Origin of the sequence: Frigoribacterium sp. 2-23 (assembly GCF_049601585.1) — a bacterium.
Lineage (GTDB): Bacteria > Actinomycetota > Actinomycetes > Actinomycetales > Microbacteriaceae > Frigoribacterium.
Genome location: NZ_CP187126.1, coordinates 1,939,460 through 1,955,012 on the forward strand (window position 1 = coordinate 1,939,460; position 15,553 = coordinate 1,955,012).

The 15,553-nt window shown below is 71.2% G+C and carries 17 protein-coding genes and 1 tRNA gene; 11 read left to right on the forward strand and 7 right to left on the reverse strand.

Annotated elements, in window-relative coordinates; genetic code table 11:
- Nucleotides 1-49: 49 nt before the first annotated feature.
- Both ACPEEZ_RS09090 and argS read right to left on the reverse strand, forming a co-directional pair.
- Nucleotides 50-826 carry a DUF2993 domain-containing protein gene (locus tag ACPEEZ_RS09090; RefSeq protein ID WP_423917756.1) on the reverse strand — a complete coding sequence of 259 codons (777 nt, stop codon included), beginning with the start codon at nt 824-826 and terminating at the stop codon, nt 50-52.
- 13 nt (nt 827-839) lie between these two features.
- Entirely contained in the window at nt 840-2,504 is a 1,665-nt protein-coding gene (gene argS, locus ACPEEZ_RS09095) for an arginine--tRNA ligase (RefSeq protein WP_423917759.1), read from the reverse strand.
- Between the two features lie 64 nt (nt 2,505-2,568).
- Here argS and ACPEEZ_RS09100 point away from each other — a divergent pair, with 64 nt between their 5' ends.
- A complete protein-coding gene (locus ACPEEZ_RS09100; RefSeq protein WP_423917762.1) occupies nt 2,569-3,204 on the forward strand; it encodes a hypothetical protein in 636 nt (211 codons plus the stop codon).
- Between the two features lie 17 nt (nt 3,205-3,221).
- On the opposite strand, the gene ACPEEZ_RS09105 is transcribed toward ACPEEZ_RS09100, so the two are convergent.
- Together ACPEEZ_RS09105 and ACPEEZ_RS09110 are read right to left on the reverse strand one after the other, a co-directional pair.
- Nucleotides 3,222-4,028: a gamma-glutamyl-gamma-aminobutyrate hydrolase family protein gene (locus ACPEEZ_RS09105; RefSeq protein ID WP_423917765.1), complete on the reverse strand. Its 807-nt coding sequence runs from the start codon at nt 4,026-4,028 to the stop codon at nt 3,222-3,224.
- A gap of 103 nt (nt 4,029-4,131) precedes the next feature.
- A complete protein-coding gene (locus ACPEEZ_RS09110; protein WP_423917767.1) occupies nt 4,132-4,863 on the reverse strand; it encodes a pyridoxine/pyridoxamine 5'-phosphate oxidase in 732 nt (243 codons plus the stop codon).
- A 75-nt stretch (nt 4,864-4,938) separates the two neighbouring features.
- Here ACPEEZ_RS09110 and ACPEEZ_RS09115 point away from each other — a divergent pair.
- Nucleotides 4,939-5,013, forward strand: a tRNA-Arg gene (locus ACPEEZ_RS09115).
- Between the two features lie 115 nt (nt 5,014-5,128).
- Here ACPEEZ_RS09115 and ACPEEZ_RS09120 read toward each other — a convergent pair.
- Nucleotides 5,129-5,371, reverse strand: coding sequence for a hypothetical protein (locus ACPEEZ_RS09120; protein ID WP_423917770.1), 243 nt, complete (start codon nt 5,369-5,371; stop codon nt 5,129-5,131).
- 71 nt (nt 5,372-5,442) lie between these two features.
- Nucleotides 5,443-6,339, reverse strand: coding sequence for an EamA family transporter (locus tag ACPEEZ_RS09125; protein WP_423917773.1), 897 nt, complete (start codon nt 6,337-6,339; stop codon nt 5,443-5,445).
- 35 nt (nt 6,340-6,374) lie between these two features.
- On the opposite strand from ACPEEZ_RS09125, the gene ACPEEZ_RS09130 reads away from it, so the two are divergent.
- The 6 genes from ACPEEZ_RS09130 to ACPEEZ_RS09155 all read left to right on the forward strand — a co-directional run bounded on the left by ACPEEZ_RS09130 (nt 6,375) and on the right by ACPEEZ_RS09155 (nt 12,540).
- Nucleotides 6,375-6,782 (forward strand): hypothetical protein, encoded by a 408-nt coding sequence (locus ACPEEZ_RS09130; protein WP_423917776.1) that lies wholly within the window; start codon nt 6,375-6,377, stop codon nt 6,780-6,782.
- 91 nt (nt 6,783-6,873) lie between these two features.
- The gene (locus ACPEEZ_RS09135; RefSeq protein ID WP_423917779.1) at nt 6,874-8,943 is read left to right on the forward strand and encodes a TPM domain-containing protein; all 2,070 of its coding nucleotides are present in this window, start codon (nt 6,874-6,876) and stop codon (nt 8,941-8,943) included.
- Between the two features lie 79 nt (nt 8,944-9,022).
- Nucleotides 9,023-9,736 (forward strand): PspA/IM30 family protein, encoded by a 714-nt coding sequence (locus tag ACPEEZ_RS09140; RefSeq protein ID WP_423917782.1) that lies wholly within the window; start codon nt 9,023-9,025, stop codon nt 9,734-9,736.
- Entirely contained in the window at nt 9,733-10,869 is a 1,137-nt protein-coding gene (locus ACPEEZ_RS09145) for a hypothetical protein (RefSeq protein ID WP_423917785.1), read from the forward strand. The genes ACPEEZ_RS09140 and ACPEEZ_RS09145 overlap by 4 nt, the downstream gene beginning before the upstream one ends.
- Nucleotides 10,870-10,883: 14 nt before the next feature.
- The gene (locus tag ACPEEZ_RS09150) at nt 10,884-11,726 is read left to right on the forward strand and encodes an arginase family protein (protein WP_423917787.1); all 843 of its coding nucleotides are present in this window, start codon (nt 10,884-10,886) and stop codon (nt 11,724-11,726) included.
- Between the two features lie 28 nt (nt 11,727-11,754).
- Nucleotides 11,755-12,540: a crotonase/enoyl-CoA hydratase family protein gene (locus tag ACPEEZ_RS09155; RefSeq protein ID WP_423917790.1), complete on the forward strand. Its 786-nt coding sequence runs from the start codon at nt 11,755-11,757 to the stop codon at nt 12,538-12,540.
- Nucleotides 12,541-12,638: 98 nt separating this feature from the next.
- On the opposite strand, the gene ACPEEZ_RS09160 is transcribed toward ACPEEZ_RS09155, so the two are convergent.
- Nucleotides 12,639-12,809, reverse strand: a complete 171-nt coding sequence (locus tag ACPEEZ_RS09160; RefSeq protein WP_423917792.1) for a CsbD family protein — start codon at nt 12,807-12,809, stop codon at nt 12,639-12,641.
- Between the two features lie 159 nt (nt 12,810-12,968).
- Here ACPEEZ_RS09160 and ACPEEZ_RS09165 point away from each other — a divergent pair, with 159 nt between their 5' ends.
- From ACPEEZ_RS09165 to ACPEEZ_RS09175, 3 genes are read left to right on the forward strand one after another with little or no spacing between them, the layout of a single operon-like run.
- On the forward strand, nt 12,969-14,369 hold the full coding sequence (locus tag ACPEEZ_RS09165; RefSeq protein ID WP_423917795.1) for a dihydrolipoyl dehydrogenase family protein: 1,401 nt from the start codon (nt 12,969-12,971) through the stop codon (nt 14,367-14,369).
- On the forward strand, nt 14,366-14,722 hold the full coding sequence (locus ACPEEZ_RS09170) for a Fe-S oxidoreductase (RefSeq protein WP_423917797.1): 357 nt from the start codon (nt 14,366-14,368) through the stop codon (nt 14,720-14,722). The genes ACPEEZ_RS09165 and ACPEEZ_RS09170 overlap by 4 nt, the downstream gene beginning before the upstream one ends.
- On the forward strand, nt 14,719-15,540 hold the full coding sequence (locus ACPEEZ_RS09175) for an SDR family NAD(P)-dependent oxidoreductase (RefSeq protein ID WP_423917800.1): 822 nt from the start codon (nt 14,719-14,721) through the stop codon (nt 15,538-15,540). The genes ACPEEZ_RS09170 and ACPEEZ_RS09175 overlap by 4 nt, the downstream gene beginning before the upstream one ends.
- Nucleotides 15,541-15,553: the final 13 nt, after the last annotated feature.

The following is a 15,553-nucleotide window of genomic DNA, read 5'->3' on the forward strand; positions in this document are numbered from 1 at the left end:
GACGAGCTTACCGATACGGCGGGTCGTGTGACGCCGCCGACGCCGTGACTCAGCAGGCGCCCTTCTGGTTGAAGGTGCTGGAGGACAGGGCGAGACCGTCCGATCGGAACGCGATCGTCACGTCGTCCGCGGCGACCGTGATGCCGGTCAGGGTGACCGCCGAGGGCAGGTACTGCGCGAGGCAGATGTTCTGCGCCCAGGCGGAGAGGATCTGCGGCTGGTCGATGGCGAGGGCCGAACCGGGCACCGACGCGCTCGTGGGCGTCAGGGTGAGCGTCTTGCCGTCCTCGGACAGCGCCGGCTTCTCGACGACCTTGACGGGGACGGACCCGAGCAGCGGGACGTCCAGGGTGCGATCGAAGGTGACCTCCCCCGCACCCAATGTCACCGTGCCTCCGGTGTCCTTCACGGCCTGGAGCGCGTTGACGGCGTCCTGCCCGACGGTGACGGTGCCCGAGACCGGGCCGGTCGTGCCGCCGGACGAGAGCGGGACGTCGGCGAGGTCGACGTCCAGATCGAGCGGGACACCCGAGATGACGAGGTCGTCGGACGTCAGGGTCACGTCGTCGAGGGTCCCGGTGACGGCCTGGAGCAGGAACGACAGCCCGTGGATGTCGACCGACACGTCACCCGTCGCGGTGCTGGGGAGCGATTGGGTGATCTGCTTCGCGGCCCGGTCCTCGGCGTAGGCGCGCGCGGCGAAGTCCGCGATGACGGCGATGATCGCGAGGATCAGCACGAGACCGACGACCACGAAGAGGGCGATGCCGGCGCCGCGGCCGCGTCGTCGCGGCACGGCCCTCGCCTCGAAGAAGTCGTCGGTCATGTGTGTCGTCCCCCTACATACGATCGGGCGCCGTGACGCCCAACAGGCCGAGCCCGTTGCGGATGACCTGCCCGGCGGCGTCGTTCAACCAGAGCCGCGTGCGATGCAGGTCGGTCACCTCTTCGTCGCCGAGCGGCGTCACGCGGCACGAGTCGTACCAGCGGTGATACGTGCCGGCGAGTTCTTCGACGTAGCGGGCGACGCGGTGCGGCTCGCGCAACTCGGCGGCCTGCTGCACGACCCGGGGCAACTCGGCCAGGGCGCCGAGCAGAGCGCTTTCGGACGGGTGCGACAGGAGGGACGCGTCGAAGGCGTCCCGGGTCACGCCGGCGGCCTCGGCGTTGCGGGCGACGGAGCGGGTGCGGGCGTGCGCGTACTGGACGTAGAAGACCGGGTTGTCGTTCGTGCGCCGGGTCCACAGATCGAGGTCGATGTCGATCGAGCTGTTGGCGGGGCTGCGTACCAGGGCGTAGCGACCGGCGTCGATGCCGACGGCGTCGACCAGGTCCTCCATCGTGACGACCGTGCCGTTGCGCTTCGACATGCGCACGGGCTCGCCGTCGCGGAGCAGGTTGACCATCTGGCCGATGAGGATCTCGAGGTTGACCCCCGGGGTGTCGCCGAAGGCAGCGCACATCGCCATCATGCGGCCGATGTAGCCGTGGTGGTCGGCGCCGAGCATGATGATGTTGCGCTCGAAGCCGCGCTCGCGCTTGTCGAGGTAGTAGGCGAGGTCGCCCGCGATATAGGCCGCGTCGCCGTCCTTCTTGATGACGACCCGGTCGCGGTCGTCGCCGAACTCCGTCGTGCGGAGCCAGGTCGCGCCGTCGGCCTCGTAGACGTGACCGAGCTCGCGCAGACGCGCGATCGCCCGCTCGACCGCCTTCGACTCGTGCAACGAGTTCTCGTGGAAGTACACGTCGAAATCGACGCCGAAGTCGTGCAGGGACTTCTTGATGTCGGCGAACATGAGATCGACCCCGACGGCACGGAAGAGCTCTTGCGCCTCGTCGCGGGGCAGGTCGCGGACATCGCCGTCGAACGTGGCCAGGACACGGGCCGCGATGTCGGAGATGTACTGGCCGCCGTAGCCGTTCTCGGGTGTGGGCTTGCCCAGGGCGCTCGCGAGCAGGCTGCCCGAGAAGCGGTCGATCTGCCCGCCGTGGTCGTTGAAGTAGTACTCGCGGGTGACGACACCGCCCACGGCGTCGAACACCCGGGCCAGGCTGTCACCGACGGCCGCCCAGCGGACGCCGCCCATGTGGATCGGGCCGGTCGGGTTGGCCGAGACGAACTCGAGGTTGATGGTGACGCCGTCGTAGTACGTGCCACGGCCGAACGACGCGCCCTGCTCGACGATCGTCTTCGCGAGGGCACCGGCTGCGGCGGCCTCGAGACGGATGTTCACGAAGCCGGGGCCGGCCACGTCGACCGTCGCGACACCGTCGACCTCGGCCAGCTCGCCGGCGATCTCGGTGGCGAGCTCGCGGGGGTTGGCGGACGCACGCTTGGCGAACTTCATCGCGACGTTGGACGTCCAGTCGCCGTGGTCGCGGTTCTTCGGCCGTTCGAGCACGACGTCGGCATCGGAGACGACGACCTCGGCCTCGACCCCGCGTCGCTCGAGGACGCCCTGGACGACGGCGAGCAGGGACGACGAGAGTTCAGCGGGAGTCACGAGGGTCGATCCTACCGGCTGCTTCACGGTCACTCCACGGCGGCCGGTCGGTCATGATGGACGGATGATGCCGAACCTCCGAAGCCTGCCCTCCGGTCTGGCTGCGACAGCATTCGTCGGACTCGCGATCGTCGGCCTGGCCGGCTGCACGTCGAGCGAGAGCACCGCCGACGCGACCAGCGCGGCGCCGACTGCCTCGACCACGTCCGAGGCGTCCGACACGCCGACACCCACGCCGACGGGACTCACGGGGACACCGCTCGGCATGGACTGCTCCACCCTCGTCCAGGCGAGCGCGCTCGACAGCCTCTACCCCGGCTTCGCGGTGGCGTCGGTCACGAGCGACCCCACGGACGGGCCGACCTCCGGTGCGGGTCCCGACTCCGAGCGCGCCGAGGTCGCCGGTGTCGACGGCACCCTGTGCGACTACACCGACTCGGCGGGCGACACCATCTCCATCGGCGTCGCCCAGCTGAGCGACGCCAGCTATACCGCCAAGGCCAACGACCTCGTCGCCTCGAGCAACTCCGTGCCGACCTACGGTGTCGAGGGGTACTTCCAGGTCTCGGGCGGCGTCGGCTACGCCGACGTCTTCGACTCGCCGTACTGGATCGTCACCGAGTCGTCGGCCTACGTCGAGCCCGGGGACGCCCAGCCGATCGTCGACCAAGTGCTCGCGAGTCTCAAGACGAGGGGCTGACCGGGCCGCCCGACCCGTCAGGCCGCGACGGGGGTGCGCCGACGCCGCGCGGCCCCGGCACGTCGTGTCGCGACGTCGGCCGCCAGCGCGGCGAGGAGCGCCGGCAGCTGGTCGCGGGCCGCGGCGCGGTCCTCCGGATGCCATTGGACACCGGTGACCCGCGCCTCCTCGTGTTCGATCGCCTCGACGGTGCCGTCCGGCGCCGTGGCCGCCACGACGAGCCCTGCGCCCAGACGGGCCACGGCCTGGTGGTGGGCGCTCCGCGTCTCGATGCGCGGTGCCAGCACCGTCGCGAGTCGGCTACCCGGGGTGACGTCGACCGTATGCTCGGTCATGAGGAGCTCGACCGGTGCCCCGGCGCGCAGGTGGAGGCCGTCGTCGTCGAGGTGCTGCACGAGGGTGCCGCCGAGCGCCACGTTGATGACCTGGTGACCACGGCAGATGCCGAGCAGTGGCGTGCCGACCGCGACCGCGCGGCGGACGAGCGCGAGCTGGCCCGCGTCGGCGCGCTCCTGGTGGCGCCCTTCGCCCGGGTAGCCGTCCGCGCCTCCGTACCAGTGCGGGGCGAGGTCCTCGCCGCCCATGATGACGACGGCGTCGGCCGAGGAGGCACGGTGCAGCAGCGCCCCGACCCCGAGGTCTGCCGCCGGGAGACGCTCGACGGCGAAACCGGCATCGGCTCCCGCGGTCGAGACCCGGCCGACGAGCGATTCGACGTACAGCTGGTAGTCGGCGAGGCCGGGCCGGTGGCGGGTGACGTCGACGACGGCGAGCCGCGGGGCACCGGTGAGGAACCCGGCTGCCCTCGTCTCGAACGTCGTCATGCGGCCATGCTGCCGAACGACCGGAGCCGAGGCGAGTCGGATGACGCCGTGTGACACGACGCGTCCGAGGCCCGGGCCCGGGCCGGCCACGTCACGGCCGCCGTCAGGGCCAGAGCGCCGCGTGCCGCCAGCCGCCGCCGGGTGCCGCGTCGTACCGCACCCGCACCTGGTCGCGGCCCGTGGTGGCCTGCCAGAACTCGATCATCGACGGTACGACGCGGTAGACGGCCCAGTCGTCGGGGACGAGGTCGGGGTCGCGATCGATCTCGCGGCGAGCCTCGTCGACCCGCGCTCGGGTCGCGGGAGCCTCGACATCGACTCGCTCGCTCTGCGGGACGGCGATGGCGGCGGCCCTCGTGTCCGGGTGCCGCGCCAGGAAGTCCGCCCGACGGGCGTCGTCCGGCCCTTCCTCGGCCCGGCCCTCGACACGGACCTGCCTGCCGAGGGCGCTCCAGAAGAAGGTCAGGCCCACGCGCGGGTTCTCGGCGATCTGCCGCCCCTTCGGGCTGAGGGACGACGTGGCGAACCAGAACGCCTCGTCGACGTCCTTCAGGAGGAGTGTGCGGGCGGTCACCTCGCCGGTCGCCGACGACGTCGACAGCGTCATGGCCTGCGGTTGCGGTATGCCCGCGTCGACGGCCGCGAACAGCCACTCGGTGAACAGGGCGATCGGGTCGCGCGGCGGGGCCGAGGCATCGAGGGCCGGCACGTCGGGGTCGGGTCGCGCCGCCGAGCGCAGACGCTCGCGGACGGACTCGGGTCTCGCGTCGGCGGCCGATCCGTCGTTGTCGTCGCCGTTCTGCAGGGCGGAGTCGTCGTGTTCGTCGGGAGTCACTCCCCCACGATGCACCCCCGCTCGCTCGCGCGTCGGGAGCGCCGCCAATCGCTGCTAACCTGGACGACGTCCCGGGCCCCCATAGCTCAGGGGATAGAGCACTGCCCTCCGGAGGCAGGGGCGAAGGTTCGAATCCTTCTGGGGGCACCACGAATGGCCCGCGAACGAGAACAGCCCCGCTTCTGCGGGGCTGTTTCACGCCGGTTGAGCGGTGTCTCTACGCCGTGTCGCACGGCGCGATACGTGCTCATGAATGGGTTCGCGTTCAGGAATAGGTCAGTGCGATGACCGCCACGTCGAGCGATCGGTAGGCGCCCTCGGTTCGCGTGGCCGAGCGGCTGCGTCCCCGCAGGACCTCGAAGCGACCCTCCGACTCGTGCACGAATCCGATGACTCCCGCGGTCGGTGTGGAGACGCGATGGAATCCGTCTCCGAGAGGAACCACTTCGGCCCTCGACGTGCGTTCCAAGACAGCACCCATGATGTCCTCCTCGGTGTCCCTGGTCATCTCTGACCGCATCACTGAGGTAGAAGGTACCCCGCGGTCGGGGTACACGACACCCAGAAAGTGCCGAATTCTCACAGCACGGCAGCTGTGTCCGCCGCTCGTCGCCGACGACCTGCCCCGACCGTGACGCCCACGCTCGCGGCGGTGACGAGCGCGAGGGCCGTGACCTCGCGGATTCCCAACGCCTGGTGCAGCACGATCAGCCCGGCGAGCGCGGCGATCGCGGGCCCGAGGCTCGACAGCACGCCGAAGACGCGGGTCGGCAGCCGGCGCAGGGCCACCATCTCGAGCGAGTACGGCAGCGCCGAGGTGAGGACGGCGACGACGGCGAAGACCCCGAGGAGGCGCGGGTCGGCGAGGACCGCACGGGTCGCGTCGGCCGCGCCGACGGGCACCACGATCACGGCGGCCACGAGCATCGCCATGGCGAGGCCGCCCATCGAGTCGTCGTTCTTGCCGAGCCGGGCGTTCGCGAGGATGTACCCCGCCCAGAAGAGTCCCGCGCCGAGGGCGAACGCGATCCCGGTGAGCGGGATGGCACCCGACGAGTCGAGTCCGAGCAGCACGACGCCGGCGAAGGCCAGCAGCGCCCAGGCCGCGTCGAGCCACCGGCGGGTCTGCACGAGCGCGACGACGAGCGGGCCCATGAACTCCAGGGTGACGGCGACGCCCAGGGGGATGCTGTCGATCGCGAGGTAGATCAACGAGTTCATGCCGGCCAGGGCGATGCCGAGGAGGGCGACGCCACCCCAGGTGGCCGCCCGCCAGCGCCGCACATCGGGCCGGAAGACGACGAGGAGGACGAGTGCGCCGAACGCCAGCCGGAGGGCGGCCGCCCCGGTCGGCCCCACGGCGTCGAAGTGGCTCCGTGCGTAGGCCGCACCGAACTGGACGGACACGATCGCCGCGACCGCGAGCACCGGAGAGGGGACGCGGTCGAGCGGCGGACGGATCAGGATGGGCTCCAAGACGGAAGGGGATGTGCCGGGACTACCATCGTAGGATGCCCGACGCGATCTCAGTCCTCTCGTCGGTCGTCGAGCTGTTCGGCTGGTTCGGCTTCATCGTGGGCACCCCGTTCGTCATCGCCGGGATGCACCGCCGCTCGCGCGCCGCTCGCTTCCAGGAGACGGTCGCCGTCGTCATCCCGCCTCCTGCCTATGCACGGGCGGCGACCGCTCGCTGGCTGGGTCCCGACGGCGAGCTGCACGAGACCGAGCTCGGCGAGTTCCCCCTCGACACCCCGGTCGAGACGGAGCTGGTCGTCCATGTCGACCCGGCACGGCCGGCCCGGGCCCGGACAGATGCCCCCCACGAGGACGGTCGCGCGCTCCGGGTCGCCGGCTGGTCGCTCGTCATCGTCGGAGCGCTCTGCGCGCTGGCGTCGATCGTGTTCCTCTTCGTGGGCTGAGGCTCGAGACCCGTCTCCCCTGGCGCCCTGTCCTCTCGGGCGCATCGTCGGGGGCCGCCGATAGACTCCGGACACCGTCGAGAGGAGAAGCGTGCGCGTCATCGACCGGGCCGGGGGGCCTCGTCCTCTCGCCGTCCGCCTGCGTGGCTGGTTCGTCGGCGGAGCGGCACTCGTGCTGGCCGTCCTGGCGCTCGCCGTCCTCCCGCTCTCCCCTGCCGCGGCGACGCCGCCCGTCAGCCTGTCGGGCGCGTACGTGGTCGACGACGCGGGTGTGCTGTCGCCGTCCGACGAAGAGCGTGTGAGGTCCTCCCTCGACGACCTCGCGCAGCAGACCGGCACGAATCTCTTCGTCGTCTACGTCGACTCCTTCTCGCAACCGACCGATCGTCAGGCCTGGGGCGAGGCGACCGCAGCACTGAACCAGCTCGGCGACCGCGACGTGCTCCTCTCGATCGCCGTCACGGACCGGCTCTACGACCTGTCCGTCCCGTCGGCGTCGTCGATCAGCGCGGCCGAGCAGCAGTCACTCGAAGACGACAGCCTCGTGCCGAAGCTCCGCCAGAACGACTGGGCGGGCGCCGCGATCGCCCTGGCGGACGGCATCCGACAGGACGCGGCAGGTCCCGACCTCTCCTGGCTGCTCTGGACCGTGCTCTTCCTGATCGTGCTCGCCGCCCTCGTCGTGGTGATCGTGCTGGTCGTCCGGTCACGAGCCCGGCGCCGCGCGGTCGAGGCCGAGACGGCGGCGCAGAACGACCTCCGTCGTCGCGCTGCGGCCGCTCTCGTCACCCTCGACGACGAGCTGACCGCCGGTGAGCAGGAGATCGGCTTCGCCGTCGCCCAGTTCGGCGACGAGGCGGGGACCCCCTTCCGCGCCGCCCTCGACGACGCCCGCGTGAAGGCGCGGGAGGCGTTCGAGTTGCAGCAGCGTCTCGACGACGAGATCCCCGACACTCCCGCGCAGAAACGCCAGTGGACCGAGCGGATCATCGAGCTCTGCGAGGCCGCGGGCTCGTCGCTCGACCAGCAGTCGGATGCCCTGGACGAGCTGAGGGCGGCGGAAGCCGCCGCACCGGCCGACGTCGCCGCCCTCCCGGCGGAGGTCGACCGTCGACGCTCGGCTCTCGCGAGTTCCCGGGACCTCGTGGCCAGCCTCGCCGCGACCTACTCGGCCCACGCCGTCAAGACGGTCGCCGACAACGCCGACCAGGCCGACCGCCTGCTCACGTTCGTCACGGAGTCGGCCGCCAGCGCCTCCTCGTCCCTCGCTCACGGTGACGGCGGCACGGCGGTGTCACTCGTGCGTCGATCACGACAGGCTCTGGCACAGGTCGACCAGCTGTTGGCCGCGATCTCGTCGTCGGCCGAGACACTCCGCACCGCGTCGTCGACGATCGCGGCGTTGACCGGGGAGCTGCGGGGCGATCTGACCGCGGCCCAGGGCCTGGCACCCGGGTCGGCGCCGGACGGAGTCGACGTCGCGGGTTCGGTCACCGCCGCCCGGGCCGCCCTCGCGATGGCCGAGACGACGACAGATGACCCGCTCGCCGTCGTCGCACGGTTGACCGAGGCCAACACGCGCATCGACGCCGCCCTGGCGGCCGTCCGCGACGAGGCGGAGAAGCAGCGACGCGCCCGCGCGGCTCTCGATCGGGCCCTCCTCGCGGCGCGCGGTCAGATCAGCGCCGCACGCGACTTCATCGAGACGCGACGCGGCGGGATCGGCCCGGAGCCCCGTACCCGTCTCTCCGAGGCCGAGCGGCATCTCGCCGCCGCGGTCTCGCTGGCCACGGACGATGCCGACCAGGCGATCGTCGAGGCGCACCAGGCTCATCAGATGGCGGCCGCGGCCGCGTCCGACGCCGCTGCCGAGGTCGACGGCTACCAGCAGTCGAACCCCTTCGGCATGGGCGGTCGCTCGCCTGGGGCGGGTGGCGCCGACCTCGGCGGCATCGTGACCGGGCTCGTGCTTGGCGGCATCCTCAACGGCGGTCGTGGCGGCGGATTCGGCGGAGGCTTCGGCGGCGGTCACGGTCGCGGCGGCGGCTTCGGCGGCGGAGGCTTCGGCGGCGGAGGCGGAGGCTTCGGCGGCGGCGGCGGCGGCTTCGGCGGAAGCGGCGGAGGCGGAGGCGGACGCCGATCCGGCGGAGGACGCTTCTGAGCGGCCGTCCCGCGACGCAACTCCCCCCACCCCGACCACCCGGAACACCGACACCACCCACCCTGAAAGGAACGACACCATGGCAAAGCAGTCGATCTTCGGTCGTATCGCCCAGTTGACCAAGGCCAACATCAACGCGTTGCTGGACCAGGCGGAGGACCCGCAGCTGATGCTCGACCAGCTGGTCCGCGACTACACGAACAGCATCGCCGAGGCGGAGAGCGCGGTGGCGCAGACCATCGGCAACCTCCGCCTGCTCGAGCAGGACCACGCGGAGGACATCGCGAACGCCGCCGACTGGGGGCGCAAGGCGCAGGCCGCGAGCGGCAAGGCGGACGAGCTGCGTTCGGCAGGAAACACCGTGGACGCCGACAAGTTCGACTCACTGGCGAAGGTCGCACTGGGCAAGCAGCTCGCCAGCGAGAAGGAGGCGAAGGACGCCGAGCCCTCGATCGCGAGTCAGACCGATGTCGTCGACAAGCTGAAATCGGGGCTCACCTCGATGCGCCAGAAGCTCGACCAATTGAAGGGCAAGCGCGACGAGCTCGTCGCGCGCTCCAAGACCGTGCAGGCCCAGACCCAGGTCGCTGACGCCCTCGGCAGCATCGACGTGCTCGACCCGACCAGCGAGATCGGCCGCTTCGAAGAGAAGGTGCGTCGCGAGGAGGCGAAGGTACTGGGCCGTCAGGAGCTCGCGGCCTCGAGTCTCGACAGCCAGTTCGAGAGCCTCGACGACCTGACCGAACAGACCGAGATCGAGGCCCGTCTCGCCGCGCTGAAGAACGGCGCGTGACCTCGGGCCTCCCCGCTCGGCCCGACGTGGTGTGGGGCGGGCCGAGTGTCCCGTCCCCACCGGTCGTGCCGCGCATCATCGGGTCGTCGCGCCTCGTGGCTGTCGACCTGGCTCGCGGTCTGGCCGTTCTGGGCATGTTCGCGGCGCACATGTGGCCCCGACTCGACCTGGACGAGCGCGTCTTCGACGGTCGCTCAGCCATCCTCTTCGCCACCCTGGCGGGCGTCTCCCTCGGGCTGATGTCGGGAGGCGCGAGACCGACCCCCCACGGCAGCCGGGGGCGCGTGGTCGGGAGCATCGCGATCCGGGCGGGTGTCCTGATCGCGCTCGGGCTCGTGCTGCAGTGGTGGAACGCCTACATCCTGATCATCCTGGCCTACTACGGGCTCATGTTCCTGCTGCTCCTGCCGCTGCTGTTCGCTCCCCGCTGGGCGTTGGCGACGACGGCGGCGGCCCTGGCCGTGATCGCCCCCTGGCTCGCGGCCCTCGTCCCGGTGGACGTCAACGGCGATCCCCTGGCCGGCGGACTCCCCGGCCTCGTCGCCGATGCCTTCCTGGTGGGCGCCTACCCGGCGTTGGTCTGGCTGCCGTTCCTCTGCGTCGGCCTCGTCGCCGTGCGGAGCGATCTCACCCGCGGCCGCACACAGCTGACCATGCTCGCGGCGGGGACGGCGGCGGCGGTCATCGGTTACACGGCTCGGTTCCTGCCCGGGGCAGGCGACATCGCCGCACTCGACCCCGCCGCCCACGGTGGCACGCCCGCCGAGATCGTCGGGTCGGGCGGTGTCGCCGTCGCCGTGATCGGTCTGCTGCTCTGGCTCACGTCGGATGCCCGAGGCGGCGTCGGGCGAGCCCTCCGCCTCGTCGGGACGCCGATCGCCGCGACGGGGGCGCAGCCGCTGACCGTCTACACGGCCCACATCGTGCTGACGGCGCCGCTCTTCCTCGCGTATCGAGACGTCGGCGGCTCCTACGGCCTCCCGCTCGCCTATCTCGTGGCGGCGATCGTGATCACGCTGGCCTACGCGACGGCCTGGTCCCTCTTCGTCGGTCGCGGACCCCTCGAACGGTTCGTGGCGCTGCTCAGCCGACCGTGGACATGGGGCGGGTCTCCCGCGAGCCCTCGGATGTGAGGCAGACTGACGGCGTGAGGTTCGTCGTGGTTCCGCAGTGGCAGGGTTCTCCGTCGTCGAGGGCGATGCGTCTGGCCGACGGCGCGCTGGCCGTCCTGGGCGACCTCCCGCCATCGGCCACGACGCTGGTCGACGTCCCGACGGGTGCCGGCGATTCGCTGGGCACCGGTGTCCACCGCCTGTCGTCCGTGCTCGCCGTGGCCGAGGCCCTCGAGCGCGAACTGAGCACCGACGACAGCCCCGCACTCGTGATCGGCGGCGACTGCGGTGTCGAGTACGCAGCCGTGCGCCACGCCGTGACACCCGACACCGCAGTCGTCTGGTTCGACGCCCACCCCGATCTGCACAGCCCGAAGTCGAGCGAGACCGGCTCGTTCAGCGGCATGGTGCTCCGCCTGCTGATCGGCGACGCGGCGGACGATCTGCCCACCGTCGATCGCGTACCCGCCGCCGAACCCCTCGACCCGGGACGCATCGTCCTGGTCGGCGCCCGCACCCTGGAGGACGCCGAGGACGTCTACGTCGAGAGCCGGCGCATCCGCACGGTCTCGGCACTCGACCTCGCCCCGGAGGACGTGCTCGCCGCCGTCGCCGACACCGGGGCCAGCCGCGTCTACCTGCACGTCGACCTCGACGTCCTCGATCCGGGCGTCATCGACGGCCTGCTCGACCCTCAGCCCTTCGGGCTCTCCCTCGCGACGCTGATCGACACGATCCGTGCGCTGACGGCCCGATACCCGGTCGTCGGTGCCGGACTCTGCTCCTTCGGCCCCGCGGACGCCATCTCGGCGTCGGACGACCTGGGCAGCATCCTCCGCATCGTCGGGGCGCTCACCTCGCGGCCTGCCGCCGCGTGAAGAAACGACCACCCCGTACCCTGACGTCATGACCCGACGACGCGTCTCCCTCGTCCGTGACGGCCACGTGCTCTCGATCGGCCTCGACCGACCCGAGAAGCGCAACGCGGCCGACCTGCAGATGCTCCGCGAGCTCTCGCTCGCCTACGGTGAGCTCGACCGCGACCCGGACCTCCGCGTGGCCGTGCTCCACGCTCACGGCGACCACTTCACCGCCGGCCTCGACCTGGCGGACGTCGCGCCCGCGGTGACCGAGACCGGGCTCGACATCGTGCCCGAGGGCGGTCTGCATCCCTGGCAGGTAACCGGCCGCGATCTGACCAAACCGGTCGTCATGGCCGTACGCGGCACCTGCCTCACCCTGGGTGTCGAGTTGGCGCTCGCCAGCGACATCGTGATCGCCGGGACGTCGGCCCGGTTCGGCCAGATCGAGGTCAGCCGGGCGATCCTGCCGTTCGGCGGTGCGACCATCCGGCTCCCCCGCCGGGTCGGTTGGGGGGACGCCATGCGCTGGATGCTGACGGGCGACCTGTTCGACGCCGAAGAGGCGCACCGCATCGGTCTCGTGCAGGAGGTGCTCGACGACGATCGGGTCGACGCCCGGGCCCTCGAGCTGGCCCACCGCATCGCGGCCCAGGCACCCCTCGCCGTCCAGGTGACCCTCGCCAACGCCCACCGGGCCGTCCGAGACGGAGACGCCGCCGCCGAGGCGGAGCTCCAGCCCCAGCTCGTACGACTTCTGGCGAGCGAGGACGCCGCCATCGGGCACCAAGCCTTCCTCGACCGCACGACCGCCGAGTTCGTCGGCCGGTGACGCGGCGGCGGGCCCCTCGACGGACACCCGCGCCCCGCCCCTCGAACGACGAGACCCGCCCCTCGAGGAGGGACGGGTCTCGGATGTAAGAGGAAGATCTACTTGAAGACGTCCTTGACGTCCTCGCCGACCTTCTTGGCCGACGCCGCAGCCTGGTCCTTCTGGCCTTCGGCCTTGAGCTGGTCGTCGCCCTTGTGGTCGCCGATCGCCTCCTTGGCCTTGCCCGCGATGTCCTGTGCGGCGTTCTTGATCTTGTCGTCCAGTCCCATGTGAACCTCCTCGCGTCGACGCGGTCGCGATCCTTTCGCCGTTGCGTTCTGGCTTGGACCGTACCCGCGCCTCCTCGGATCGGCCCACATTTCCCAGTCGACGTACAGCGAACGGCCAGCCCGGGGCCGAGAGATGTCGTGAGGTCTACGGTCGGGGTCATGACGACTTATGACCTCATCGTGATCGGGGCCGGCGCCGTCGGCGAGAACGTCGCGGACTACGCGACCCGCAACGGCCTGAAGGTGGGCCTCGTCGAGGCGGAGCTGGTCGGAGGCGAGTGCTCGTACTGGGCCTGCATGCCGTCGAAGGCACTGCTCCGGTCGAGCGCCGCCCTACGCGCCGTGAAGAACCTCGACGGAGCCAAGCAGGCCGTGACCGGTGAGCTCGACGTCGCCGGTGTCCTGCGTCGCCGCGACTCGATGACGAGCAACTGGGACGACAAGGGCCAGGCCGACTGGGTGGAGGGCGCCGGCATCGACTTGATCCGTGGCCATGCCACCATCACGGGCGTGCGCGAGGTCACCGTGAACGGCACCGTGTACACCGCGACGCACGCGGTCGCCGCCGTCACCGGGTCCGCCGCGCTGCTGCCGGATATCCCCGGTCTCGCCGACTCCCGCCCCTGGACGAGCCGCGACGCGACGAGCGCGAAGACCATCCCGCAGAGCCTCGTCGTCGTGGGCGGCGGCGTCGTCGCCACCGAGATGGCCACGGCTTACCAGCAGCTCGGCGCGACCGTGACCCTGGTCTCCCGCAGTGGGCTGCTCGGCGGTCAGGAGCCGTTCGCCGGCGAACTCGTCGGCGAGTCCCTGCGCGAGCTCGGTGTCGACGTGCGCGAGAACACGTCCCCGACGCACGTCCTCCGCACGGAGCACGACACCGTCGAGGTCACCCTCGACGACGACAGCACCGTGATCGCGGACGAGATCCTCGTCGCCACGGGTCGCGTGCCGCGCACGACCGATCTCGGTCTCGAGAACGTCGGGCTCACGCCGGGCGACTGGCTGACGGTCGACGACACGATGCTCGTCCATGGCACCGACTGGCTCTACGCCGTCGGCGACGTCAACCACCGCGCCCTTCTCACCCACCAGGGCAAGTACCAGGCGCGCGCGGCCGGCGAGGTCATCGCGGCCCGTGCCAACGGCGAGCCCGTCTCGGCCGAGCCGTGGGGCGCGCACGTCGCCACGGCCGACCACGCCGCCGTGCCGCAGGTCACGTTCACCGACCCCGAGGTCGCGAGCGTCGGTCTCACGGCCGACGCCGCCACGAAGCAGGGCATGGACGTGAAGGTGGTCGACTACGACCTGGCCGCCCTCGGCGGATCGTCCATCCAGTCCGACTCGTACAAGGGCCAGGCGCGCATCGTGGTCGACGACTCGCGCAAGGTCATCGTGGGAGCGACCTTCGTCGGCCCGGACATCAGCGATCTGCTGCACGCGGCCACCATCGCCGTGGTCGCCGAGGTGCCGATCGACCGCCTCTGGCACGCCGTGCCGTCGTACCCGACGGTGAGCGAGATCTGGCTTCGTTTGCTCGACGCCTACGGTCGACCGTGAAGAACCCGTTGATCGACTCGCCCGTCTCCCGCCTCGGATTCGCCTACGCGACGGCCGTCGGCCTCGCGGTAGGCGTGCCGCTCAGCGTCGGGCGGGTGCGGGTCGTCGGCGATCTCATCGTCTGTCGCGGGCTGCCCCGGTGGGCCTTCAAGCGCGGAGGAACCTGCGTCGGGCGCGTCTATCTGACCCGCGACAACGACGGCCCCGCCGTGCTCGAGCACGAGCAGGTGCACGTCGAGCAGTGGCGTCGCTACGGCATGCTGATGCCGTTGCTCTACTGGCTCGCCGGCCGCGACCCCCTCACCAACAGATTCGAGATCGAGGCAGGCCTCGAGAAGGGCGGATATCGATGAGCCGCACCATCGTCATCACCGGAGCCAGCAGCGGGATCGGTCGCGAGGCCGCCAAGACGCTCGCCCGGGGCGGCGACCACGTCGCCGTCGTCGGCCGCAACCGGCAACGGACGGAGGCGGTCGCCGAGGAGGTCGGCGGGCGTGCGTTCGTCGCGGACTTCGACCGACTGGACGATGTCCGCTCGCTGGCCGACCGCCTCCTCGAGGCCTATCCGCGCATCGACGGGCTCGCCAACAATGCCGGCGGCATGGTCGGAGCTCACGCGATCACGGCCGACGGCTTCGAACGCACGCTGCAGTCGAACCATCTCGCGCCGTTCCTGCTCACGCGGCTCCTCCTGCCGCGGCTGCTCGAGAGCTCGGGGCGGGTGGTGTCCACCGCCAGCACGGCCAACCTGATGGGCCACGTGCGGCTCGACGATCTCAACTGGGCGAAGCGACCCTGGCTCGGCGGCTGGCGGCAGTACGGGACGACGAAGATCGAGACGATCCTGTTCATCCGCGAGCTGGCCCGCCGCACGCCGCTGCAGGCGTTCTCGTTCCACCCCGGCGTGGTCACGACACGATTCGGTCAGGACTCCCGCGCGTTCCGCATGGTGAACCTGCTCACGCAGGGCAACTACGGCATCTCGGCCGAGGCCGGATCGGTGCCGCTGACCCAGCTGATCGGGCCGACGACGGTCGGCGTGCCGAGCGGCACCTACTTCGACCAGCTGAAGCCGTTCGGCCGCATGTCGCACCAGGCGAAGAACGATCACCTGGCCGAGGCCCTGTGGGAGCGGACGTCCGAGCTGGTCGGGTTGCCCGCGCACCTCTAGAGCCGGTTCGGCG

Coding starts and splice junctions, on each gene's coding strand:
- ACPEEZ_RS09090 (WP_423917756.1), bottom strand. CDS start 826: ATGACCGACGACTTCTTCGAGGCGAGGGCCGTGCCGCGACGACGCGGC.
- ACPEEZ_RS09100 (WP_423917762.1), top strand. CDS start 2,569: ATGATGCCGAACCTCCGAAGCCTGCCCTCCGGTCTGGCTGCGACAGCA.
- ACPEEZ_RS09105 (WP_423917765.1), bottom strand. CDS start 4,028: ATGACGACGTTCGAGACGAGGGCAGCCGGGTTCCTCACCGGTGCCCCG.
- ACPEEZ_RS09120 (WP_423917770.1), bottom strand. CDS start 5,371: ATGACCAGGGACACCGAGGAGGACATCATGGGTGCTGTCTTGGAACGC.
- ACPEEZ_RS09130 (WP_423917776.1), top strand. CDS start 6,375: ATGCCCGACGCGATCTCAGTCCTCTCGTCGGTCGTCGAGCTGTTCGGC.
- ACPEEZ_RS09140 (WP_423917782.1), top strand. CDS start 9,023: ATGGCAAAGCAGTCGATCTTCGGTCGTATCGCCCAGTTGACCAAGGCC.
- ACPEEZ_RS09155 (WP_423917790.1), top strand. CDS start 11,755: ATGACCCGACGACGCGTCTCCCTCGTCCGTGACGGCCACGTGCTCTCG.
- ACPEEZ_RS09160 (WP_423917792.1), bottom strand. CDS start 12,809: ATGGGACTGGACGACAAGATCAAGAACGCCGCACAGGACATCGCGGGC.
- ACPEEZ_RS09165 (WP_423917795.1), top strand. CDS start 12,969: ATGACGACTTATGACCTCATCGTGATCGGGGCCGGCGCCGTCGGCGAG.
- ACPEEZ_RS09175 (WP_423917800.1), top strand. CDS start 14,719: ATGAGCCGCACCATCGTCATCACCGGAGCCAGCAGCGGGATCGGTCGC.